Annotated in this window: 14 protein-coding genes and 1 pseudogene; 9 read left to right on the top strand and 6 right to left on the bottom strand. The window is 61.1% G+C overall.

Annotation, left to right across the window (positions count from 1 at the left end):
* Nucleotides 1–17: 17 nt before the first annotated feature.
* Genes recD through recC form a run of 3 tightly spaced genes read right to left on the bottom strand, consistent with a single transcriptional unit; the run spans nt 18 to nt 9681 of the window.
* A complete protein-coding gene (recD, locus tag WCA85_RS32630) occupies nt 18–2156 on the bottom strand; it encodes an exodeoxyribonuclease V subunit alpha (protein ID WP_424069436.1) in 2139 nt (712 codons plus the stop codon).
* Nucleotides 2153–6019 (bottom strand): exodeoxyribonuclease V subunit beta, encoded by a 3867-nt coding sequence (gene recB, locus WCA85_RS32625; RefSeq protein WP_424069434.1) that lies wholly within the window; start codon nt 6017–6019, stop codon nt 2153–2155. Before recB ends, recD begins: the two co-directional genes overlap by 4 nt.
* Entirely contained in the window at nt 6016–9681 is a 3666-nt protein-coding gene (gene recC / locus WCA85_RS32620; protein WP_424069432.1) for an exodeoxyribonuclease V subunit gamma, read from the bottom strand. Before recC ends, recB begins: the two co-directional genes overlap by 4 nt.
* Nucleotides 9682–9828: 147 nt before the next feature.
* Between recC and sbcD the strand changes: the two genes are divergently transcribed.
* The 6 genes from sbcD to WCA85_RS32590 all read left to right on the top strand — a co-directional run bounded on the left by sbcD (nt 9829) and on the right by WCA85_RS32590 (nt 18864).
* Nucleotides 9829–11070, top strand: coding sequence for an exonuclease subunit SbcD (sbcD, locus tag WCA85_RS32615; protein ID WP_424069430.1), 1242 nt, complete (start codon nt 9829–9831; stop codon nt 11068–11070).
* Nucleotides 11067–14552 carry an exonuclease subunit SbcC gene (gene sbcC, locus WCA85_RS32610; RefSeq protein WP_424069428.1) on the top strand — a complete coding sequence of 1162 codons (3486 nt, stop codon included), beginning with the start codon at nt 11067–11069 and terminating at the stop codon, nt 14550–14552. The genes sbcD and sbcC overlap by 4 nt, the downstream gene beginning before the upstream one ends.
* Nucleotides 14553–14675: 123 nt before the next feature.
* Nucleotides 14676–15968 (top strand): D-amino acid dehydrogenase, encoded by a 1293-nt coding sequence (locus tag WCA85_RS32605; RefSeq protein WP_424069426.1) that lies wholly within the window; start codon nt 14676–14678, stop codon nt 15966–15968.
* Between the two features lie 78 nt (nt 15969–16046).
* Entirely contained in the window at nt 16047–17114 is a 1068-nt protein-coding gene (alr, locus tag WCA85_RS32600) for an alanine racemase (protein WP_424069424.1), read from the top strand.
* A 146-nt stretch (nt 17115–17260) separates the two neighbouring features.
* Entirely contained in the window at nt 17261–18295 is a 1035-nt protein-coding gene (locus tag WCA85_RS32595; RefSeq protein ID WP_424069422.1) for an NAD(P)-dependent alcohol dehydrogenase, read from the top strand.
* A gap of 323 nt (nt 18296–18618) precedes the next feature.
* On the top strand, nt 18619–18864 hold the full coding sequence (locus tag WCA85_RS32590) for a hypothetical protein (protein ID WP_424069420.1): 246 nt from the start codon (nt 18619–18621) through the stop codon (nt 18862–18864).
* Between the two features lie 190 nt (nt 18865–19054).
* Here the strand turns inward: WCA85_RS32590 and WCA85_RS32585 are convergent, their stop codons facing one another.
* Nucleotides 19055–20041 carry a hypothetical protein gene (locus WCA85_RS32585; RefSeq protein WP_424069418.1) on the bottom strand — a complete coding sequence of 329 codons (987 nt, stop codon included), beginning with the start codon at nt 20039–20041 and terminating at the stop codon, nt 19055–19057.
* Between the two features lie 360 nt (nt 20042–20401).
* Here WCA85_RS32585 and WCA85_RS32580 point away from each other — a divergent pair, with 360 nt between their 5' ends.
* The 3 genes from WCA85_RS32580 to WCA85_RS32570 all read left to right on the top strand — a co-directional run bounded on the left by WCA85_RS32580 (nt 20402) and on the right by WCA85_RS32570 (nt 22713).
* On the top strand, nt 20402–21076 hold the full coding sequence (locus WCA85_RS32580; protein ID WP_424069416.1) for a hypothetical protein: 675 nt from the start codon (nt 20402–20404) through the stop codon (nt 21074–21076).
* A gap of 612 nt (nt 21077–21688) precedes the next feature.
* Nucleotides 21689–22078 (top strand): cupin domain-containing protein, encoded by a 390-nt coding sequence (locus tag WCA85_RS32575; protein ID WP_424069414.1) that lies wholly within the window; start codon nt 21689–21691, stop codon nt 22076–22078.
* A gap of 8 nt (nt 22079–22086) precedes the next feature.
* Nucleotides 22087–22713, top strand: coding sequence for a LysE family translocator (locus WCA85_RS32570; RefSeq protein WP_424069412.1), 627 nt, complete (start codon nt 22087–22089; stop codon nt 22711–22713).
* A 56-nt stretch (nt 22714–22769) separates the two neighbouring features.
* On the opposite strand, the gene WCA85_RS32565 is transcribed toward WCA85_RS32570, so the two are convergent.
* Together WCA85_RS32565 and WCA85_RS32560 are read right to left on the bottom strand one after the other, a co-directional pair.
* Nucleotides 22770–23183, bottom strand: a complete 414-nt coding sequence (locus WCA85_RS32565) for a VOC family protein (protein WP_424069410.1) — start codon at nt 23181–23183, stop codon at nt 22770–22772.
* 206 nt (nt 23184–23389) lie between these two features.
* Nucleotides 23390–24352, bottom strand: a pseudogene (locus WCA85_RS32560) (YncE family protein); the annotation flags it as partial.
* Nucleotides 24353–24426: the final 74 nt, after the last annotated feature.

Raw genomic sequence — 24426 nt, 5'->3', positions numbered from 1 at the left:
GGCCCCAGCAACGCAAGCTAGGCTGCATCTCCGAATCCGGCCAGCAAACCACTCGCCCGGTGCACCTTTGCGGATACCGCCCGTTCGAGTACCGTTTTCCCCTCAGGCACTACCAGCGTAAGGAACGCGCGGGCGCGGGTGATGCCGGTGTACACCAGCTCGCGCGTGAGAATCGGGCTGAATGTATCGGGCAGCGCCAGCGCCGCGTGCATGAACTCCGAGCCTTGCGACTTGTGCACCGTCAGCGCCAGGACCGTTTCCACCGCTTGCAGACGGCTCGGCAATACCCACCTGATGCCCCCCGCGCCGTCGCCCGCCGGAAACGCCACCCGCAACACCGAGCTCTCTGGTGTAGCGCCCGGCAGTTCCAGCGTGATGCCAATATCGCCATTCATCAGTCCAAGCTCGTAATCGTTGCGCGTGACAAGCACCGGCCGACCGGGATACCACTCGCCGCGCACCGCAATCAGACCTTCGTCTTGCAGCAGACGCGCCACCCGCTTGTTGAGCCCCTCGACGCCCCACGGCCCGCGACGCAATGCACATAACAACTGGAATTGGCCATGCGCCTTCAGTACCTCACGGGCCCAGCCGTCGAAGGCCTCCGGCCCGGCGTGACGATCGGGCTGCTGGGCGTGCATGGCCTCCAGATAATGGCGGTAACCATGTCGCACCTGCGCGGGCTCGCCATTCGCGCCAAACAGCTGTGCGGAAGCAGCCGCACCACCGTCGCCGTCAATCACCAGCGCCTTGAACGACGCATCATCGCTCGCTGGAGAGACCAGCAAGGCGAGATCCGCGTGGCCGTGCGTCCAGATACGCGCCACGGATGCCGCGTCCCCGGCATTGACGAGGGCAGCAAGCTGGCCGATGCCGCTCTCCGCCGAAAAACGATGGCTTTGCCGCAGCATCGCCACTGACTGATCGAGCGCCGTGCCTTGCGCATCGAGCATCGCCGCTTCGATCTGCTCGCCGGTGGCCGCCTGCAACCAGTCACGCGTGGCAGGCGTGTAGTGGCCCTCGCCCGCGCGCTGGCAGAGTTCGCCGAGCACCGCGCCGGCTTCGACCGATGCCAGTTGATCCTTGTCGCCCAGCAGAATCAGCCGCGCCGACACAGGCAGCGCGTCGAGCACCGCAGCCATCATTTCCAGATCGACCATCGATGCTTCGTCGATCACCAGCACATCCACCGGCAACGGATTGCTCGCATCGTGGCGGAAGCGCCGGCTATCCGGACGCGTGCCGAGTACGCGGTGCAAGGTGGTCACAACGGTCGGAATTGCCTCCTGCACGGCGGAGCCATTTGGCAGAAGACTCACCGGCAGTTGCGCGACCGCACCAGCGATTGATTCGTTCAGACGCGCCGCGGCTTTACCGGTCGGCGCGGCAAGTCGAATCCGCAACGGCCGCGCGGCACGCTGAGTGCGCGCGGGATCGTTCAGCGCAAGGGTCTGCAACATCGCCAATAGCCGCACCACGGTCGTCGTCTTGCCGGTGCCCGGGCCGCCCGTGATGATGCTAAAAGCGCTACGCGCAGCCAGGGCACACGCCAGCTTTTGCCAGTCGGCCCCTTTGGCTTGTGCGGGACGCGGGGGAAACAACACATCGAGCGCGGCGCGCGCGGTATCGGCCTGCAGCGACGCTTCAAGCCCTAAGGACGCAGCAAGCCGCCGTTCGATTCCGGCGCGCACATCCTGCTCGTATTGCCAGTAACGCCGCAGATAGAGCCGCGTGCCAACCAGAACCAGTGGCGTATTACCTGCATCTGCGCCTACCAGCGTGGGTTGATCGAGCGCCGCCAGCCAGCGCGAGAGGTCGACCCCGGCCAGCACCTCGGTTGGAGCCTGGGGCGGTTCCGTCGCCATCTGAACCTGCGGTCCGTCCGGCGGCAACGACAGTGCAAAGGCGGGATCGTCGAGCGTCGCCTGCAGATCGAGACACACATGGCCACGGCCCAACTGGTGACTTGCAAGCGCGGCAGCAAGCAGCAGCAATGGCGGCGCGTGCGGTTCTTCGATCCACAGAAAACGCGCGAATCCGGCGTCGAGCGCGCGCAGCCAGCCGCGTTCGACCCACCGGTCGAGCACGCCGAGCATGTACGACGTGTCGCTCTGCGCGTCGATCGTGGCAAGGTTGTTAGAAGAGCGGGTCGTCATTCAGTATCCCTCAACGCATACTCGGTGGCATCGTGTTCACTGGAACGACGTGCAAACAACTCATCCAATGCCTCGATCAATTCGCGCGGCGGACGCTCGACATGCAGTCCCTGACCAGGCGCGCGGCCACCGCGCAGAAACAGATAGACCGCGCCGCCTACATGGCGATCGTAGTCGTAATCCGGCAAGCGCACTTTCAGCAGACGATGCAGCGCGAACAGGTACAGCACGTATTGCAGTTCGTAGCGCGAGTGCAGAATCTGCGCGCGCATTCGCTCGGACGTATAGGCCGAATCTTCAGGGCCGAGCCAGTTCGACTTGTAATCCGCGACGTAATAGCGGCCATCGTGTTCGAACACCAGATCGATAAACCCCTTGAGCATGCCATTCAATTGCGCAGGTTCGAGCGCGGGACGCTGGTCGCCATCGAGCGTCAAGCTCGACACCAGTTGGTCGAGCGCCAGCGTATCCACCGTATGCGCGGCGAGCCAAAACTCCATTTCCGCCATGTACGAATTCAGTTTCGACAACTCCACCGGCGGCACCGGCTCGCCATCCAGAGCAGGCAGGTTCAGCGGCGTGCGCAACAGGTATAGCAGCCAGTCAGTCAGCGGCTCGATCCAGCGAGCCCAGCCACGCAGATTGCAGCGACGTGCCACGGTATCGCGCACCAGTTGCGTATTGGCGGCCACCTTGTCGAACCCCTCATTTGCCGCCCATTCCATCAAGTCGTGCAGGAAGCTGCCGGCATCCGCGCCGCGCAAAAAGCCGTGCAAGGTTTCATCGGCGGGCAACGCAGGCGCAATGAGGCTTGATGAGACCGCTTGCGTTAGAGGCGCGTCTTCAGCGTCGTCGAGCGCTTCGGCCTCGAGTAGTTCGTGAAACACGTCTTCGTTGCGCGTTTCCGGCGCCTCGCGCGACTCGACAGTTTGCGTTACGGCGGCCGGCGCGGCGAGCAGTTGCGTCGTGCCGCCGCCAATTACGCCGTTGTCTTTTCTAAGGCTCGAATAACTCGCGATCCACCAGTTTTCACGCACACGTCTCAACAACCTGCGCGCGCTACCGCGCGATTGCTGCGAATCAACCGGCACGAACGGTTCGTCACTCGCGACAGGCGCCTCGCCAACGCTGATCTCCTCACGCTCCCCACGCAACGCGCCAAGCAGGTTCCCCAGTTCAGCGGAGACAATCGGCTTGCCGCCATTAAGCAGGTAACCCAGCGCGCTCAACTCGAGGTTCGCGATCGGCGCCATCCCCACCCACGTCGCGTAGCGTGCGCGCGTAAGCGCCACGTACAGCTTGCGCAAGTCCTCGCCGAGACGCTCGCGATCCACACGCGGCACTACGTCGGCATCGCCCAGGTTGATGTGCAGTTTTCCCGTTTCATCGTGCCATTTGAGTGGCATGTCCGAGGCGCTGGCAGGTCGATAGGTACACGCGAACGGCAAGAACACGAGCGGATATTCCAGACCCTTCGATTTGTGGACGGTCACCACCTGCACCAGGCCCGCGTCGCTTTCGAGGCGCAATTGCCGTGCGTCGCCACCGGCACTGCCGCCCTCGTCGCGACACTGCTCGTCGAGATAGCGAATTAGCGCGTGCTCGCCGTCGAGTTGTGCGCTCGCCTGCTGCAACAACTCGGCCAGATGCAGCAGGTTGGTCAGCACACGTTCGCCGTTGACCGCCGCTCCTGCGGTTTGTCCGAGCAACCGTTGCGGCACATGGAAATCGTTGAGCAGGCGACGCAGCATCGGCAGGACGCCTCTCTTGCGCCAGCTATCACGGTAGCCGCGAAACTGCAGCACACAGGCTTCCCACGCAAGTTCATCGCGATTGAGCTTGTCGAGTGCGGTCCAGTCCAGCCCGAGCGCGACGGTGGCAAGCGCGGAACGTATCAGGCGGCCGTCGTCGGGGTCGGCGCAGGCAGCGAGCCAAAGACGCAACTCTCCCGCCTGCTCGGTCTTGAATACTGAGTCGCGATCGGACAGGTAGACGCTGCGCACACCGCGCTCGGCCAGCGCGGCGCGGATTGCGCGCGCTTCGGTGCCGTTGTTAACCAGCACGGCCATATCTGCTGGGCTCAGACGCGCCGGACCCTTTGCGCCGACCAGGCTCGCATCGTCCTGTTGCCCGAGGTTTAGCAGACGCACCATCTCCGTCGCGCAACTGACCGCCATGCCGCTCAAGTACGCCCCCTTGCTGAGCGGCTTGCCATCCTCACCCGCCGGCAGCCACCACACGGTGAGCGCGGGCAGATCGACGCCTTCGGCCTGCAAGCGCTCCTTGCGGCCGGATGCCTCGGCGGCAATGAACGGTAGTGGATTGTCGCCGCCCTCTGCGCCGCGAAACAGGAACGCGCCCTCACCCTCCTGACGTTCTTCCGCCACCTCGAAGCAACGATTGACCGCGGCCACCATCTCACATGTAGAGCGGAAATTTCTCTTTAGCGTAAACAGTCTGCCCGAACAGTCGCGCCGCGCTTGCAGATAAGTATAAATATCCGCGCCACGGAATGCATATATCGCTTGCTTCGGATCGCCAATCAAAATGATGGCGGTTTCCTGATTGTTCTCGGCGATGCGATAAACCGCATTGAAAATTTCATACTGAATCGGGTCGGTGTCCTGGAACTCGTCGATCAAGGCTACCGGGTATTGCTGGCGAATGATCTCCGCCAGACGCTGACCGTTCTGCGTATGCAGCGCCGCATTCAGGCGCGTCAGCAGATCGTCGAAGCCCATCTGCGAGCGGCGCGCTTCTTCTTCAGCGAAACGCTGCGCGACCCAGCGTGCCGCGTGGCACAGTACATCGCGGTACGCGGTGGGCCGCGCTTTCAGCGATTCCTGCAACGACTCCATTGCGACGAACGCGGGATGAACCGGCGGCTCACCTGATAACCAGATCTCCGCGAGCCCTGCGGGCGTAAACCGTGCCCACACCGCCGCCGTGGCATCGAAGCCTGGCTCGAGCATCTCAGGGTCGTTGGCCCAATCGCGCAACTTGTCGATCCACCGTTTGCAATTCGCTACGTTCAGGCTCGCGGCCTTAAACTGCTTTTTGCCGCGCGCATCGTCGAACAGCGCCTGAATCTCGTCGGCCCACTGTGGCCAGTTTGCCTTGATGGCATCGAGATGCTCACGCTGCTTTACGCGAGTCTCCTGCAAGGCCTCAAGGGGTGCTAGCGCCTCCGGCAGCAATTCCGCGTGGGCGACGAGGCCGCGAATCTCGTTCTGCAATTGCGTTGGACTGACAAACCAGTTGCGCACCTCGCTGGCCGATTGCGCGTCGAGTGGCGCGAGGAAAGTGCGCCAGTAATCCCGTACGACTTCCGCGCGCAATTCGCTTTGATCGGTTTCGAGCGTCTGCGAGAACAGGCTATCGCTATCGAAGGCATGTTCGCTTAGCATCCGGTTGCACCAGCCGTGGATAGTCGAGACCGCAGCTTCGTCCATCCATTCAGCAGCGAGCTGCAATCTGCGCGCGCAGGCGGCCCACTGATCCTCAGCATACGCGGCGCGCAAATCGTGCAGCAGATCTTCGTCTGCCGGACGCGCTTGAACCTCTTCCGGATCGACCCGGAAATACTCCGCTGCTTCAATTAAGCGGGCACGGATACGGTCACGCAGTTCCTTGGTGGCCGCATCGGTAAAGGTCACGACGAGAATTTCCGGCGGCGTGAGCGCGCGCGCCTCGCTGTCTGCGCCACGATGCCCAAGCACAAGTCGCACATAAAGCATGGCGATAGTGAAGGTCTTGCCAGTGCCGGCGCTGGCCTCGATCAGGCTACTGCCCTGAAGAGGGAACTCCAACGGGCGCAGCACTTGGGGCGTTGCCGCGAGTGATGGCTTATCGGTCGCGGTCATTGAGTGTCTCCAGCACTGGTCGCAGCAGTTGCACCCGGGTTGCCGGCTGCGTTGGCGGTTGCGCTCTTCGCTTTGGTTGAAGATGCGGGGATCGCACGATGCAATGGCAGCAGTAATGCCACCGCCAGTTCGTCAAACTCACCGCTCTGGGAAAGCGCGCTAAAGCTGGGGTACGCGCGGCGCAAATAGTCGTTGGTGTCCCGCTCGCCTTGCTGATTCGCTCCGCCCTCATAGGTGACGCGCGCGGCGTCTTGAGCTTCGATGAGTTCGGCACGTGTCGAATCGCTCGCATCATCCGCTGACGCTCGCTCCGGCGAATCAAACGAAGTGGGCCGCTTCCTGAGCCACGCAAAGGCGGTCTTGACGGCCAGCGGCAGCGGTCTGCGGGTGCCCTCGTCCCACGCGTGCAACAGTGTCAGCAGATGCGTACGCGCCACGTCCGGCACAACCGGCGCGAACTCGACGCTGCCCACCTTGCTGACGATCACCGTCGTCACCGGACCCGCAGCGAGTTGTGCAGCGAGGTGCGGAACCCAATAGGCAATCAGCCGCTCGCCGCGATACTTGCGGTCCTTGATCAGCGTGCCGGGATCGAGAAACACACGGCCGTGACTGTTGTCGGCACCGGTGCGCAACTCGCCAACCCAGTCTTCAACCGTCAATCCGCGTGGGCCACCACCAAGGCGTAGTTCGTACTGTTGGTCGAGCAGAGTCGGCCAGCGCTTCAATTCCGCGCGATAGCGTTCGAACAGATCGGCCATCGGTTCCATCAGATCACCGGCGATCACCTCGCCGAAGCCTCCCGCGGCCAGGTCTCCACTACGATGCATACGTTCCAGGCGGTCAAGTGCGGCCGGTCGCAGATCATCCTCACCGCGCTCCAACGCAGCAGCCTGCGCCTGGATCAGCTCGTTTTGCAGTTGCCATGTTTCGAGCTGGTCAACTTCGAATGGCTCATGATTTTCGCTGGATGCATCCTCGGCTTCGAATGCCACTCGCAGACGCTGACGAAAGAAGCTCTTGACCGGATCTTTGAGAAAGTCCGTGAGTTCGCGCACCGACAGCGGTTCATCACGCTCAAGCGGTTGCAGTGTCGCTTCATCGGACGCGGCTAATGCTGCGCTATCGGTAAGCGCTTTCGGTGCGGGCTGACTCCATTCGCGTGCGTAAGTGAAAAGTTTCGACTCGCCGGGATGGACAGGAAAGTAGGCAGGACTGAACGGCTGCAAGCGGTGATCCACCGTCAACGCACGCAGCAACGCGTCACGGTCGTCTTCTGCCGCGCCTTCAAGATGCCAGCCGGCTTTCAGATGATCTTGCAACTGGCCGACCAGCACCGAAGCCGGGCGCGGCGTGTTGTCGTTGACGCTACGGCCAACCCACGACACGTGCAAGTGCTCCCGCGCCGATAACAGCGCCTCCAGAAACAGATAGCGGTCGTCCTCGCGGCGCGAGCGGTCGCCGGGCCGGTAGTTACGGCGCATCAGGTCGAAGTCGAGCGGCATGCGATTACGCGGATAGTCGCCGTCGTTCATACCGAGCAGGCACACTTGGCGGAACGGAATCGCACGCATCGGCATCAATGTGGCGAAGGTCACGGCACCCGCAAAAAAGCGCTGCGACAGGCCACCGCCTTCGAATTGCGAAAGCCAGTAGTCGCCCACGATCGAGAGCGGCAACTCGCCGGTAAGCGCCGCCTCGTCACAGGCGTCACGCCAGCCTTCGAGCGCGGCGTCGAGGCGTTCGAGCGTGTAGGCATCTTCGCTATCGTCAGGCGCGAAGAAGTCCGCTTTTAGCGCACGCAGACGGTCGCACCATCCTTCCACAGTGGCGGGTTGGCGCAGTGTCTGCCAGGTGGTATCCAGCGCGTCGATGAGTTGCGTCAACGGTCCCAGCAGTGCGGCATCGAGGCCGCCAATCTCTGCGTACGGTTCGATGTCGCGCCACGCGCCCGCCTTGTCACCGGCCGCATAACCGAGCAGCATCCGGCGCAAGCCGAACGCCCAGCTATTGGGTGCGCTTTCGTCGTCAGCTTGCGGCAGGCCCAGACTGGCGCGCTGTCCGGCATGGAGTCCCCAGCGGATATTGGCGCCGCTGATCCATGCGCGCAGCTTCGGCAGATCGTCCGTGTCGATGCCGAAACGCGCACGCAATGCCGGCACTTCGAGCAGGTCGAGCACATCGCTCACAGTCAGGCGCGATTGCGGCAACGCGAGCAGTGTTTCCAGCGCACCGATTAGCGGATCGAAATCGCGCTGCCCACGGTCCGCGACGCTAAACGGAATATGGCGCGGGTCGTCGTTCTCCAGCAAACCGAATACGGCCTGAATATGCGGCGTATAGACTTCGATGTCGGGCACCATCACGATCACATCGCGCGGGCGCAGGGTGGGATCGGCAGCGAAGGCAGCCAGCAACTGATCGTGGAGAATCTCGACTTCGCGTTGGGCGCTGTGCGCAATGTGAAAGCGGATCGACGTATCCCTGTCCGCATCCACGGGGTCCCAGTGCTCGCGCGTTTCGCGTAGCGGCCGCAAATCGCGGATGTCGTCCTGCAACTGCTGCAGCATCGTCTCGGCATCATCGCTGTCGAACAGGTCGATGCGTTGCCCGATGCCGGTGAAGTGCTGCGTATAACGCTCGCGCGCTTCGGCGCTGTCGTACTCGTCGAGCAAGCCGATAAAATCGCGCCCCTGCTTGCCCCAAGCCGCCAGGAGCGGCTGCGCATGCAGATGCAACTGGGCATCATCCATCACGGCCGGCGCTCCGTGACGGCGCTGCTGGCGCGAGCGCTGCGCCCGCAGCAAGTCCTGATCGGCCACGATATCGGCCCAGTAATGCGCGCAAGGGTTGTGCACGCACATCAACACCTGGGTCCAGCGCGAGAGCGCGGCGAGCACCTCCACCGCCTGGCGCGGCAGGCTCGAAATCCCGAAGATGATGACGCGGCGCGGCAGCCCCTTAGGCCGGTCGCCCTCGGGACGGGCCGCGGCCTCACGCAGGAACGCGTCATGGACTGCGGCGCGCCCGGCCTTTGACATATCGACACCGTCCGAACCTTGCGCTTCCACGTCCTCCAGCAAAGCACGCCACAACTCAGCCTGCCAGCGGTATTCGTCCGGCAGCGGTGTGCGGTTGTTGCGCGCGTCGATCTGGACGTCCTCGCCTTCGGCCCATGCAGCGAGCCAGTCCGCGCGATAGACCTGATACTGGTCGAACAGGTCGGCGACCCGCTGCGCAAGCTGAAAGCGCTTGCGCTGGTCGTCGTCGTGCGACATGAAGCGCTTGAGCGGCGTATAAGCGGGCAAATCGAGCAGTTCGGGCAACAAACGCGTGAGCCGCCACACGAGACGCGACTTATCGAACGGAGAGATGGCTGGCACCGCGTCTTCGCCGAGGACGGCGCGGTAGACCTGCCAGAGGAAGCTGGCGGGCAGCAGCATGTCGAGCGCGGCCGAGATACCGCAGCCGCCGTCTTCCGGATCGGCGGCGAGCGCTAGCTTGAGCCATTGCGCAATGCCGTTGCTCTGGACCAGGATGACCTCTTTTTCCAGCGGCGCCAGCGGATGCTGGCGGATCCAGTGAACCATCAGGTCGCGCAGGCGTTCCGGCTGATTGCCGTGTACCAGCATGAGTCCTGCGGGAATCGAATCTACTGTCAAACGAGTCTCCATTGATCGGCATGCGTCGGGCGCATATTAAGGCATGGTAGGAACGCGCGGCCAAAGGCGTGATAATTGCGTCTGTCCTGGCGTGCCTGCTCTTCGGCATGAGCGGCCGTCCACCCTACTTCGATAGTTTACTTCGCAATGCGGATCCTCCATACCTCCGACTGGCATCTCGGCCAACATTTCATGGGCAAGAGCCGGCAGGCCGAACATCAGGCGCTGATCGACTGGCTGCTGGTGCAGGTGAACGAACAAGCCGTAGATGCGGTCCTGATCGCCGGCGACATCTTCGATACCGGCTCGCCGCCCAGCTATGCACGCGAGCTTTACAGCCAACTGGTCGTGCGGCTGCATGCGGCGGGTGTCGCGCTGTTGCTGCTAGGCGGCAATCACGACTCCGTGGCGACCCTGCGCGAAAGCAGCGCGTTGCTCGCTTGCCTGAGCACCACCGTCATCGCGGCGGCATCCGGAATCGAGAATCAGGTGCAGGTATTGCCGCTGCGCGACGCGAACGGTTCGGCGAATGCGGGCTGCATTGTCTGCGCGGTGCCTTTCATTCGCCCACGCGACGTGTTGCAAAGCAGTGCCGGCGAGAGCGCCGACCACAAGCAGCAATCGTTGCAGGCCGCGATTCAGGCGCATTATCAAGCGGTGTACCTCGCCGCGTGCGCTCGGCAAGATGAAATCGCAGCATCCACCGGGCAGGTAGTACCCATCATCGCGACTGGCCACCTCACGACGCTCGGCGCCAGCATCAGCGAGTCCGTGCGGGAGATTTACGTGGGCTCGCTTGAAACGTTTCCCGCGTCGGCGTTTCCGCCTGTTGCTTATATAGCGCTTGGGCACATACACCGTCCGCAGAAGGTTGGCGGCGAGGAGCACATTCGCTATTGCGGCTCGCCCATTCCGCTGAGTTTCGACGAAGTGCGCCAGCAAAAGGAAGTGTTGCTCGTGGACCTGGACGCAAGCGGCCTGACCGCTGTCACACCATTGCCCGTGCCGCGCTTTCAACCGCTGGCCTCATTGACTGGCAATTTGAGCGAGCTCGCTGCCGCGATGGCTTCGGCGGCAACAGCCGGTTCAACCGAACAACCCGTCTGGCTGGAAGTGACCGTCTCCGCGGACGACTACCTCGCTGATCTGCCCGCCCGTATCCAGACCATGGCCGAAGGTCTGCCGGTCGAAATTCTGCGGATTCGCCGCGAGCGTGGCAATCAGGCGGCAATTCTCGGCGCGCAAGGCGACGAGACGCTGGCCGAGTTAAGTCCCTACGACGTCTTTGCCCGCCGCCTCGAACAGGAGGATCTAGCCAGCGAACTAAGCGACGCGCTCACCGAACGCTATCGTCACGTCGTGAGCGCTCTGCAGGAGTCAAAAGCGTGAAAATCCGGACGCTGCGACTCAAGAACCTCAATTCACTCAAAGGCGAATGGCGAATCGACTTCACGACCGCGCCTTTTCTCGACAATAGCCTCTTCGCGATCGTCGGTCCCACTGGCGCGGGAAAATCCACCCTGCTCGATGCGATATGCCTCGCGCTGTACCACGAAACGCCGCGCCTAAAGAGCATCTCCGCCTCCGCAAACGACATCATGACGCGCCATACGGCGGACTGCCTTGCGGAAGTCGAGTTCGAGGTGAAGGGCAACGTCTACCGCGCGTTCTGGAGCCAGCGCCGCGCGCGCGACAAGGTTGACGGCGCGCTGCAGCCACCCAAAGTCGAACTCGCACGCGGGGACGGCACGATTCTCAGCTCGCAGAGCAACGACAAGCTCAAGCAGACCATGGAGATCACGGGTCTCGACTTTGCCCGCTTTACAAAATCCATGCTGCTGGCGCAAGGCGGCTTCGCGGCGTTCCTCAACGCCAACGCGAACGACCGCGCGGAGTTGCTGGAAGAACTCACCGGCACGGAGATTTACGGCGATATTTCCAGGGGCGTGTTCGAAAAAGCGCGCGACGTTCGCGAGCAACTGAATCAGTTGAAGGCTCGCGCGGAGGGCGTCGAATTACTCAGCGACGATGCACGCAAGGAGATGCTGGAACACATTGCGGTACTCGATACTCAACTGGCCGGAATCAGGCAACACCTCGATACCACCCTGCGCCACAAACAATGGCGCGTCGATCTCGCCGGGACGCAAAAGGAGGTGGACGAAGCCAAGGCCAGAGCGCTGGAAGCCGCGAATGCGCTCGCGGCAATGGCCGCCGAATTGCGTCGCCTCGAACAAAGCGAGCCCGCGGAAGTCTTAAGGCCTTTGCATCAAGCCCGGCAAAAGGCGGAAAGCGCATGCGAGCGAACCGCAAGCGAACTGACGACGCTGCGAGGCGAACGCGCCAAGTTGCAGCAGGCACAGTATCGCGGACACCACCTGGCTCATGCACTGGCCGAGCAAATCTCAACCGACGCGCAGCGCAAGCAGGACCATCTGGTTCAGGAGAGACAGCAACTCGATCGGTTCTGCGCGGAGAATCATCAACGCGCAGCGTTAGGCGAGCGCATCGGCGTATGGCGCCAGCATTTCCTGCAACATGACCGCCTGCTTCACGAAATCGCGAGGCAGGTCACGGCGCGCAACGAGGTCGAACGGCAGCAGGTTGAGCAGCAAAATCAGCTTGCTGCGCAAATGCTCACTGTCGAACAGGCTAGTCAAGTCACAGTGGCCGCAGATACGGCATTAAAGTCCGCTCAACAGGAACAGGACGCGCGCCTCGGTCGTCAAGCGCTATCGGGGCTGCGTGAAGCGTGGCAGAACGCGCAGGCCAGTGTGACTCAATGGCGCCAACTTACCACGCTCGCTCACCGCCAACGCGGACTCGTCGCCGAAAGGAACGACTTGGCTGCTCAGTTGCAGGCTGCGACGGGAGCCATCGTCGAGCAGCAGACCGCACACGACGCACTGAAACAGCAACAAGCCGGCGTACAGGCGCAACTCGACGACAAACAGAAGCTGTTGGAGCAGGAACACCGCATTCGTACGCTCGAAGCGCATCGGCAGCGACTGCAGCCTGGCGAGCCGTGTCCGCTGTGCGGATCGCTTGAACACCCGGCGATCGCGGCTTATCAGGCACTCGACGTTTCCGCTACCGAAGCCGCGCTCAAAGAAAAGAAAGCGGAACTGGACACGCTCATTACTCGAATCACCCAGACGGCGACCGCGCTAGCCGGTGCTCGGGCGACGCATGACCAGTTGCAACGTCAGCATGAAAAGGTAACCGTGAGCCTCGCACAGGCTCAAGAGGAATGGGACGCGCAGATCGCCAACCTTAGTGGCGAGGCAACGCTAACACCTCAAGGTTGGCAGGAAGCGGCACGACTGGAGGCAGCATGCGCAGGCGCCACGCAAGCACTTGAGCAAATCAGACAACGCCTGGATCTGGCCGAGCAAGGCGAACAGACGCTGTCCCGGGCACGCCAGGCACTCCACGACCAGACCGAAGTCCTGCAGGCCTTGCGCAACCGCGTTGAGCTGACGAAGCAGGCAATCCAGCAAAATCAAACGCGCCATGCCGAGCTTCTGGTCGCGGTCGAAAAGCTGCAAAGCGAGCGCGGCGAACTTGTCGCGCTGATTTCAGTTTCGCTGAACGATGCAGGTTTTGCCGAACCCGCATTGCCCGACGATCCCAGCGTATGGATCGACGCCCGAACAGCGGAATGGCAGGATTGGCAGCAGGCACAACGACGCCTGCAGCAACTGGCCGAGTTCCTGTCGCGACAGCAAACGGTATGCGAAGCCGCTGCGGCAGCGGTCGATCTATGGGCAAAGCGAACACAGGCATTGGATTTCACCAACGAAGGTGCCGCCATTGACGCCCCCGCGCTATCTGCTGGTCAAAATTTCATTGAGGCGTTGGCCCGCTGTGCCGAAGAGGTTGAAGAACATGGAAGGTCTCTGGCGGCGCTAAGCGGCCGTCACGCACAACTCGAGCAGAATCTCACGCAACACAAGGCCACGCTCGCTGAAACCAGCCAGGCATGGCAAACCGCGCTATCAGCCAGTCCATTTGCCGATCACGCGGCATTCGCCGCCGCGCTGTTGCCAGTCGAGGAGCGGCAGCGTTTGCGTCAACTAAAGGAAAGCGGCGAGCGCACGCGACAGCAGGCCGATGCCGTGCTCACCACGGCCAGCGAAAAGCTTCGTCAACTGCAGGCCCAGGCACTCACGGAAACCACGCTTGCCGACCTGGAATTGCGCATCGGCGAACTGAATCAGCAACACACCACCGCAACCGAACAACTTGGAGCACAGCGCGCGCTGCTGGCCCGCGACGAGCAAAGCCGGCAGAGTCAACAGGCCCTCTTCGCCGAAATCAGCGCGCAGGCCAAGGAAGTCGATATCTGGCAGCACCTGGATGGTCTGATCGGCTCAGCACGCGGGGACAAGTTCCGCAAATTCGCCCAAGGCCTCACCCTCGATCATCTGCTGTACCTGGCCAATCGCCATCTCGACCGCTTGCATGCACGCTATCTGCTGAAGCGGAAAACCAGCGGTGAACTGGAACTGGAGATCATCGACGGCTGGCAGGGTGACGTCAGCCGAGACACGCGCACGCTATCAGGTGGCGAGAGCTTTCTGGTGAGTCTCGCGCTCGCGCTTGCGCTGTCGGACCTGGTGAGCCACAAGACCTCGATCGACTCACTGTTCCTCGACGAAGGCTTCGGTACGCTCGACGGAGATACGCTGGAAGTCGCGCTGGACGCGCTTGATTCCCTCAATGCGAGTGGGAAAATGATTGGCGTGATCAGTCACGTTGAGGCACTCAAGGATCGCATCGCTACGCAAATCCGCATTGAGAAAGGCGGTGGCGTTGGGCACTCGCGGCTGGTGGTGTCGGGGGCCGAGGTCACTAGTTTTTTATCCTGAAATCAGCCAAAAATACAATAACAAAACCTGAAAATGGCCCATTATCATAGTGCTCGACACTAGGCTGAGCACAAAAACCGGTCGTTCGGCCGCTCTCAGCCTGGCAATCTGCCGGGGGTGGCCATGCGAGTCGTCGTCTTGGGAAGTGGTGTCGTTGGGGTGACCAGTGCCTGGTATCTGGCGCGCGCCGGCCACGAAGTCACCGTGATTGACCGCGAGGCAGGTCCCGCGCTCGAAACCAGCTTTGCCAACGCGGGCCAGATTTCACCGGGTTATGCAGCGCCGTGGGCGGCGCCCGGCGTGCCGCTGAAGGCCGTCAAGTGGATGTTCCAGAAGCACGCGCCATTGGCCATCCGCCCCGACGATGCCAACAAGCAGTTCCAGTTGCAGTGGATGTGGCAGATGCTGCAGAACTGCACCGCTGAACGCTATGCGATCAACAAGAGCCGCATGGTGCGTCTCGCCGAATACAGCCGCGACTGCCTGGACGCGCTGCGCTCCGAGACCGGCATCCAGTACGAAGGCCGCACCGGCGGCACGCTTCAAGTGTTTCGCACCCAGCAGCAACTCGACGGTGCAGCGAAAGACATCGCCGTGCTCAAAGAAGCCAACGTTGCCTACGAACTGTTGACGCCAGCGGAGTTGTCGCGTGCCGAACCGGCTCTCGCAGCGACCGCGCACAAGCTGACCGGTGGCCTGCGCCTGCCCGGCGACGAAACCGGCGACTGCCAGTTGTTCACCACGCGCCTGGTCGCAATGGCCGAAGACCTCGGCGTCACGTTCCGCTACAACACGGTAATCGACGCGCTCGTCACCGAGGGTGGCAAGATCATCGGAGCGCGCCACGGAAACAAACTGGTGCACGCCGACGCGTTTGTGGTGGCATTCGGTTCGTATTCGACGGAGTTTCTCTCCAGCATCGTCAAGATTCCGGTGTATCCACTCAAGGGCTATTCGATTACCGCGCCCATCGCCAATCCGGCTGCAGCGCCCATCTCCACAGTGCTGGATGAGACCTACAAGATTGCCATTACGCGTTTTGACGAACGTATTCGCGTGGGTGGCATGGCCGAGATCGTCGGCTTCGACACCAAACTGCGCGAAGCGCGCCGCGAAACGCTCGAGATGTGCGTGAACGATCTCTTCCCTGGCGGCGGCGATACCGCGAAGGCTACGTTCTGGACTGGCTTGCGTCCCATGACGCCGGACGGCACGCCGATCCTCGGCCGCACCGCCGTACCGAACCTGTTCCTGAACACGGGGCACGGCACGCTAGGCTGGACGATGTCGTGCGGCTCCGGTCAACTGCTGGCCGACCTTATCTCCGGCAAGCAACCAGCAATCCGCTACGACGATCTCAACGTGTTTCGGTATGCAGACGAATCAAAGGTTCCGGAAGATTTTCATATCGAGTGACCGCTGCGGATCGCGGCACGGTGAGTATCAATCGCAAAACGCCAACTATTTCCCGTCTTTTCCGTCACAGAGACTGACATGCCCCGCCCTATCCTTGCCCAGATCCATCCGGATGCCATTGCGAACAATCTCGAACTGATCCGGCAAAAAACGCCGCACTCGCGTGTGTGGGCAGTCGTTAAGGCCAATGCGTATGGACATGGCATCGAGCGCATCTATCCGGGTCTGGCGCGCGCCGATGGCATCGCGTTGCTCGATCTCGACGAAGCGGCTCGCGTGCGTGAACTCGGGTGGAAGAAGCCCATTCTGTTGCTCGAAGGCATCTTCACTGCGGCGGACGTCGCGGTTGCAGATGAATTGCGCCTGACAGTCGCGGTCCACTGCACGGAACAACTCGACCTGTTGCTCGCCGCCAAGGTACAGCGTCCCATTGATATCAATCTGAAGATGAACTCCGGCATGAACCGCCTGGGTTTCAGACCGGACGCGTTTAAGACCGCGTGGGAACGCGCTCGGTCAGCGGCGTCGATTGGCGAGATTACGTTGATGAGCCACTTTGCCAATGCCGACGAGGGCGACGTGGACTGGCAAGTGGAACAGTTCGACGCAGCCGCCCGCGAGCTACCGGGCGCTCGAAGCCTCGCCAACTCCGCGGCCGTGCTGTGGCATCCGCGTGCTCATCGTGACTGGGTCAGGCCCGGCATCATTCTTTATGGCGGCTCGCCGTCCGGCATGTCACGACATATCAACGATATTCCGCTGCACGCGTCGATGAGCCTGACGAGCCGGATCATCGGCATGCAGACGCTGTCGGAGCAGGAGACGGTTGGATATGGACGGCGCTTTGAGGCCGACCGCCCCATGCGTATCGGCGTCGTGGCCTGCGGTTATGCGGACGGTTATCCGCGACATGCTTCCACCGGCACCCCCATTGCCGTGGACGGCGTGCTGACACGTGTGGTTGGGCGCGTGTCGATGGATATGCTCACGGTGGATCTCACGCCCTGCCTTGATGCGCACATTGGTTCGCAGGTTGAGTTGTGGGGCAACCAGGTGAAGGTCGACGACGTCGCCAGCGCTTCCGGCACGATTGGTTATGAGTTGATGTGTGCGCTTGCTCGCAGGGTACCTGTTCAAGTGAATTGAGCACGGCATATAGCCTCGCTTCGCGTCGCAACCCTTGCCATGAGGGTAAAGCACGATGCGGAAACGGCGAGTAAGATTGGTCTGCCAGTCGGCGGCATTCAAGCCGACTTTCAACCATGAAGACGCCAACCAGCAGAGGCACCGCGATGGAAGCATTGGTTCTTGAAGAAGCACGACGCATCAGCCTGCGGCCGTTCACCCTCCCTCAGGTCGTGGGCCCGCGTGACGTGCGCATTCGCATTCATACGGTGGGGATTTGCGGTAGCGATATTCACTATTACAAGCATGGCCGGATTGGGCCGTTTGTGGTGAATGAGCCCATGGTGCTGGGGCATGAAGCGGCCGGAACGATTGTTGAAGTCGGCGAAGAGGTGAAGCATCTGAAGGTTGGCGATCGCGTATGTATGGAGCCTGGGGTGCCGGATATGGACTCGCGTGCGGCACGTGAAGGGCTTTACAACCTTGATCCCAAGGTTCGGTTTTGGGCTACGCCACCTGTGCATGGCTGCCTCACGCCGTTCGTCGTGCATCCCGCATCGTTCACGTTCAAGTTGCCGGATAACGTCAGCTTTGCCGAAGGTGCGATTGTCGAGCCGCTGGCCATTGGACTGCAGGCAGCGAAGAAGGCTGCCATCAAGCCAGGCGATGTGGCCGTTGTGTTGGGCGCCGGGACGATCGGCATGATGTGCGCACTTGCTGCTCTCGCCGGAGGATGCAGCCGCGCAATTGTGTGCGATCTGGTGGAGGAAAAGCTTGAGTTGATCGGAGCTGTGCAGGGTGTCACGACGGTGAACATCCGGGATCAGTCGCCGCGCGAGGTGGTTGCTCAGCTTACCGATGGCTGGGGCGCGAATATCGTGTTCGAGGCTAGTGGGAACGAGAAGGCTTTTGATGGGATCATCGATCTGCTTTGTCCCGGCGGGTGTCTTGTACTGGTTGGGATGCCGCAGAAGGCCGTGCCGCTCGATGTGGTTGCGGTCCAGATCAAGGAAGTACGGATTGAATCAGTGTTTCGGTATGCGAACATTTTTCCCAGAGCGATTCAGTTGATTGCTTCGGGGAGGTTGGATGTGAAGCCTTTTATCTCGCGGACGTTTCCGTTCGCGGAGGGGATCAAGGCCTTTGAAGAAGCGGCTAGTGGAAATCCAAACGATGTGAAGGTGCAGATCGTGTTGGGGTGAAGTTTTTCGGCTCGGTGCCGAAACTTCATTCGAGTGTCCGCGCCGTCACCTTACATAAAGTAAGCACGAACCATACTTGCGAGGTGATGTTCTTAGACGCCGCGCACGAAATGGCGGCAACCACGTTTACTCGGCTTGCGGTAAAGCACTCGCAACCCTTGTAGCGCAGCGAATCGCATTGAAATGCACATTTCTGGTGCGCTTTCGATTGCCCGTTTCAACAAAGATTTTACGGCGGTCATGCTACGATTTTCTCTGCCCTTATACGTTCGGACGTTTTGTCGGTAGGGCGATTTTTATTTCGTTGTATGACTGGAGGATTTGTGGCAATCGAGCATCGTGGCTTTCGAGTAGATGTAAATGTGGTGCCGGATGAACTCGGCGTTCAGTGGATGTGCCGCGCTGTGATTGAGCGTATTGACGGGGATAACGCCAAGGGCGTGCCGCCCAGCCCCGAACTGGCGATCCCTCGTGTGAAGATCGACCCTTTGATGGCCATGAGCTCGCTTGAGCATCGGGCCATGGCGTTGATCGATGATTTTTATGAGCAAGGGCAGGCGAAGCAGTAAGGCTCGTCTGAACGACCTTTGTTCTGGCCTCTCCTCACATTCTTCGCGGACTATGAGTGTCGCCCCTGCAAGAAGCGACACTCATCAACCAACGAGAAAGCGAGGAAAGGCCAACACCGCTAGACCCGCAATGTTCCTGTAACCGGGAAATGAGCTCTTCGGCGCTCTTCAACGCACCAAATCAATTCAATCAGCTTCCCGTCAGCGCACGCAGGCTGGCCACGGTTTCCGTGTACGTCCCCGTCTGGCCGTTCGAGGTGACCGAGATATTGACGCTCGACGTGCTCGCCGCCGTGATGTTCTCAACCGTATTGTCGCTCGACAACTGAATCTCACCGCCCTCCACATTGCCGTCGCTGACTACGACCGGCGCCGGCGTTGCGACGTTAAAGGCGATTTCCGCATCGCTTGCCTGCACGCTGATTGCGCCACTTGTCGATACGGTGTCGCTGGTCGGGTCGGTGCCGTGGATGCGCGAATAGGTCAACGCGGTAATCGTAATCGTGCCGTCAACGTTGCCCGAAGCCACTGCTTGTGCGATGCCGAGCGTGATCGTCGGCGCGGTCGCCGTCGTCGTGGTCACGCCCGTGGCGGCGTCGTAGCTCATCGTGTAGGTGACCGTGCCGTTCAGTACCGTGGTGCCGTTCGACGACGTCAACGTCAACGCGTTTGCGGTTTCAACCGCGGTGTACGACCAGTTAGCCGTACTACTGCCCACCGTACCTTGAGCGTTTTGCACCTGCACCGTCATCGAACCGGTAATCGCAGCCGAAGCCGACACGCCCGGCGCGCTCACCTGCCCCATGCATTGATTGAAACTGACCGTCGCCGTTTCACCGCTCTGCAATCCTGTGTTGCCGGCGCTTTGCGTGCCGATGCTGATCGACCCGCTGGTCGGACACACCTTCGTGCCGTTTGCCGCGCTCGAAGTCACTCCGGTCACCAAAGACTGCACCACCGATGTATAGATTGCCGCCACGCCCGGGCCCGCGAGGATACCCACTGCGCCGGCATACTTCGCGACCGGTTCGCTCTGGACCGCCGTGGAGAGCTTCAACACGTTCGAACTGGCCGAGCTGCTGCTCCCCGATCCCCCTCCGCCGCACGCACCCAACATTGCCGTTGCCGCGATCAGCGTCGCTGCGCCGAATGACCGTGACGCTTGATACAAAGACATGCCTGCTCCACTCTGGAAAAAATGCTGACGTGTACACGGCCACGCCGTTTGCGAACGAAGCGCTTCGCGCCTCCTTCATCAGGTAAATCGATCTGTCTCGTGAGGCCGTGTGCTAACCGGACGGACCAATCAGTGCAGCCATTATCGAAGCGACCCGCATCGGCCAATCTCTCAAATAGGCCTTTAAAACAGGCTCATATCTGATGCACGAACTCCTTCAATTGCCTGTTTGGTAACAGTTACGGGGTACTTTTTCCCTGTTGCACGAGTTGGCAAAACTTGAGAGGGAAGTGCAGGTGTAACTGGCCGCTATTCACCCATTTGAACTCACTGGTTACACCGTACAGTCTGTTCCGCAGAATGACCCCCTTACGGAGAAGGTGCGTGAAACAGGCAACACGTGCGGCGCTCGCCGCAGCCATCGCGATGTTCGCGGCAAGCGCTGGCGCGCAGGAGGTGTATGTTCAGGGCGGCACGCTGGGTGCCGGCGTCGGCGCGGCGCTGCCTCTTAGCTCATGGGCCGGCGTACACGCCGAACTCGAAGGCTTCGGCCTCTCGCATACGGTCAACGTGGACGGTAATCAGTACGATGGTCGTCTTACGCTGTTGCAAGGTGGTCTCTACCTCGATCTGTTCCCGTTCAAATCGAGTGGCTTTCGCGTCACCACAGGTGTACTGATCAACGACGATCACCTGGATGCCCACGCCGTCCCCAATGCGGACGGCAACTACAAGATCGGCAGCGATTACGTGCCGGCCGTCGGCGCTGCGCCCACCGCGCAGGCTTCGCTGCCGCATGCAATGCCGTATCTGGGCATCGGCTACGGGCATAAGCCGGTATCGAAGGGCTTCGGCGTGACCTTCGATCTGGGGGTCGCGTATGGGCGTCCGCATGTTTCCTATAGCGTGCCGGAGATTTACACGCTGTTCACCACCCAGGAAAACATCGACCAGCAGGAACAGAAGATCAGCAATACGGTCGAGCGCTACAGGGTGTATCCCGTCGCACAGCTCGGTCTGACCTACCGGTTCTAAGGGTAGAAACGCAGCGGATCTGGCGTGGGGATGGCGGGTAGAACCGAACTGCCCGCTCCTCTGTCCCGTGCTCTTTTCGGGGGAGATAGCTACGACGGGCGAAGCGTCAGGTGATCTCCCGCAAGCGTTCACACATCGCGCATTGATTAGTTATGCATATCATCTGGACCGGAGCCTCGACACGGCTCATGAGCCATGGACCTGATCGCTGCGACGCTCCTTTCCGGCACGGCCAACTCGAATCATTCGATTCTCGGGATGCCGGTCCCTTCACAGACCGCTATCCACTCCGCTCTCAGCGAATGCTCTAAAGTTGCAGCGACGGACTTCGCCCGCGGCGATTGTCCACCCGGCGCGGATTCAGAGTTGGTGCGCTGCCGGCTTATCATACCCACTCAAAGCTGGCACACTCGCTGCCAACGATCACGCGGTTATCCAACGTTTAAATTGACTGAGGAAAGTCAGCGTGAAACTGTACAGCGTTCATCTTTCCGGCTCGAAGCTACCCCATAGTTCCTCGGTGTCCCGAACAGACACGTGAGCAGCGGGAGCGCGTAAGCTCCACGAAAGGCAGACCGGAATCGCACCAGGACACGACGGCCAGGAGTGGATATGAAAGTCGACATGATTGAAACCGCGAGGCTCGATTTAGCCGAAGCTCTAACGGCCACGGATCACGTATTGCATCTTGGCGCTGCCGACGATCCGCTCTGGGCAGGGGTGGTAACGCTTGCACCGTCAAGCGAGTACGCGCGGCTGTCCTCGAGCGGTCGCCGGTTGACACTGGTAGCGTGGGAACCCGACACCCACACGCGCGATCACGGGCATCGCAACGGCGAAGAGATTCTGGTGCTGAGCGGCGAGTTGCGCAGCCACGACCAACGGTATCCCGCTGGCACGTGGATACGCTTACATCCAGGTGTGCGGCACGACCCATTCACCGAGATCCCGACGGTCATTATGCTGCGCAACGGACACCTCGAAGCTACGCCGTCCACCTAGGCCCGAGCATGCCTCCAATCTCGACCTTATTGCCGTTTTTCGGCATTTCGCTGCTGCTTGGGCTGACGCCTGGACCAGACAATGTCTTTGTGCTGCTGCAGTCCGCGATGCGCGGGCCGCGCGCGGGCATGATCGTCGTATTCGGGCTGTGCACGGGTCTGCTCGTGCATACAACCGTGGTCGCCGTAGGATTGGGCGCGCTGCTGGCAGCTTCGAAACTCGCGTTCACCGTGCTCAAGAGCGCCGGTGCGCTGTATCTTGCTTACCTGGCGTGGCGAGCGTTCCGTGCTCCCGTGGGTGTCGTGAGTACAGACAGCGGCGAAAGCCCCGGCGCCGGGCATATGTATCGGCGTGGAGTCCTGATGAACCTGACCAATCCCAAGGTCGTGATTTTCTTTCTCGCTTTTCTGCCGCAGTTTGTCGCTGCTGACCGTGGACACATTTCCCTGCAGATCACGGTGCTCGGCATTGTCTTCATCGCCGCTTCGCTGATCGTGTTTGGCGCCATCGCTTATTTTTCAGGCGTATTCGGCCAACTCCTGCTACGCTCCGCCCGCGCGCAGCGGGCGCTCAACTGGTTTGCCGGTGCGGTTTTTTTGGGTCTTGCCGCGAAACTGGCCAGCACGCACCTATAAAATTGAACGATCAATCTTGTTCTGCGCGTGCCGGGTTCATCGTTTAAGGCTGGGCCCTATACGCGAGGGTCATAGTCAAACTCCAGCCGGATGCCGCCCGGCTCATACACCATGGCGTGCCGCTTGGGTCCGCTACCTAATAATTCAGGCGTGAACTCCACTTTGACGCCCGGCCATGCGGATACGCGCTCGAAGATGGTGGTAAAGGCTTCTTCGTTCGCGGTGCGCAGGGCGAGATGGTGCAATCCGAGGTTGTTCTTGCGGTCGAAATCGACTGCTTCCCCCGGGTCTTTAGCTTGCCAGAGCGTCAGCAGGATGTGCCCATCGGAGACGAATGCGGCCGGATACTCGGGTTTCCCGCCAACCTGCTTCCACCCAAGGCAATTGACGAAGAAGTCACGCGTCACGTCGAGATTACGGACGGTGAGCCCCAAGTGGTCGATTCCAACTGTTAGCGATTCAGTACTCATGTGAAGCCTCCTTAGAGAGTCAGTCTTATCGACCCTCGTTCAAATGAATGATGCAGCGCGTCGATCCGCCACCCGTATAGCCTACGGTATCTTTTGAATTCTCGTCGTCTGGACGCAAATCTATCAGCCCACTACGCCTGCAAACGTTTGTGAGGGATATTCACAGCAGCCCTCCATCTTGACCGCGCCTGCCATCGGGCAACACGCTATAGCTTCTGCACCTGGACCGGCATGCCAGCCTTACCGGACACGGAAGTCGCAATCACCAGATAGCGACGCTTGTCGGCCGCGCTCTTATTGTCCGGTGCGACCACCTGACGAATCTGTCCAAGGGCATCGACGGTCGCCGCCCCCGCTGGATTCGTCATGAAAAACGCCAATGGTGCAATCTGGCCACTACCATCCGGCGCATCCGCGAGACCTAATACATAGGGATGTTGGGGATTGAGTCCCGTACGGCCGCCTGCAGAACCTGCAACAAACCCTGATCGAACAGCGAAACGCTGGTGGCCATGGCTGTCGCGCCAATGGGCACCAACGCGACATGCACCACCTGCCCCGCCACGCCTAGAGGCTGAAGGTTACTCATACCATCGCCTTCCGGCACCGCGTTCGACACGTAGTTGAGCGCCTGCGGCGCCTGTCCGATCGGCACGGCCGCAATGACCGCGTTGGTCAGCGTATCTATCACACTGAGCGCGTCGCTATGTTCGAGCCCGACATAGACACGGCTGCCATCGTCCGAAGGCCAGATGCCATGCGGCAGATTGCCGACTGGAATGACCGCGACCTGCGAGTAGTCGTCGGTCCGGCACACCTTGACGACGTTCAGGCCTCCTACGGTCACGTAAGCGAAGTCGCCGTGGGCGTTATGAACGAAGTTAACGTGATTGGTGATCGGTCCGGTGTCGAGCGTCTTGAGCAAGGCGAATGGCGGCTGCGCATCGAACACCTGTGTTTTGCCCGTGTCCTTGAGCGTGAACCACACCTGCTTACCGTCCGGCGTGGCTGCAATATTTGGGCAGAACGGGCTCGCCTGCTTCACCTTGCCCACTATCTGATGATCCCGCACTGAAACCGCATCGGTTTCGGGATTTGAAAGACGAGCACACGTAGCCGTATTTGCCATCCGGCGAGAAGATCTGCATACCAGGGCCGGCGGGAAGCGAAGATAGGCCACCGCATCCACTACGGGCGGCGCCAGTTGAATTCCCAGTGCCGGACGCACCGCTGGCGGCAACGG

The sequence above is a fragment of the Paraburkholderia sp. genome (genome assembly GCF_049581445.1).
Taxonomy (GTDB): domain Bacteria; phylum Pseudomonadota; class Gammaproteobacteria; order Burkholderiales; family Burkholderiaceae; genus Paraburkholderia.
Note: the sequence above shows the minus strand (reverse complement) of the source record. Positions and strands in the feature narration are given on the sequence as shown.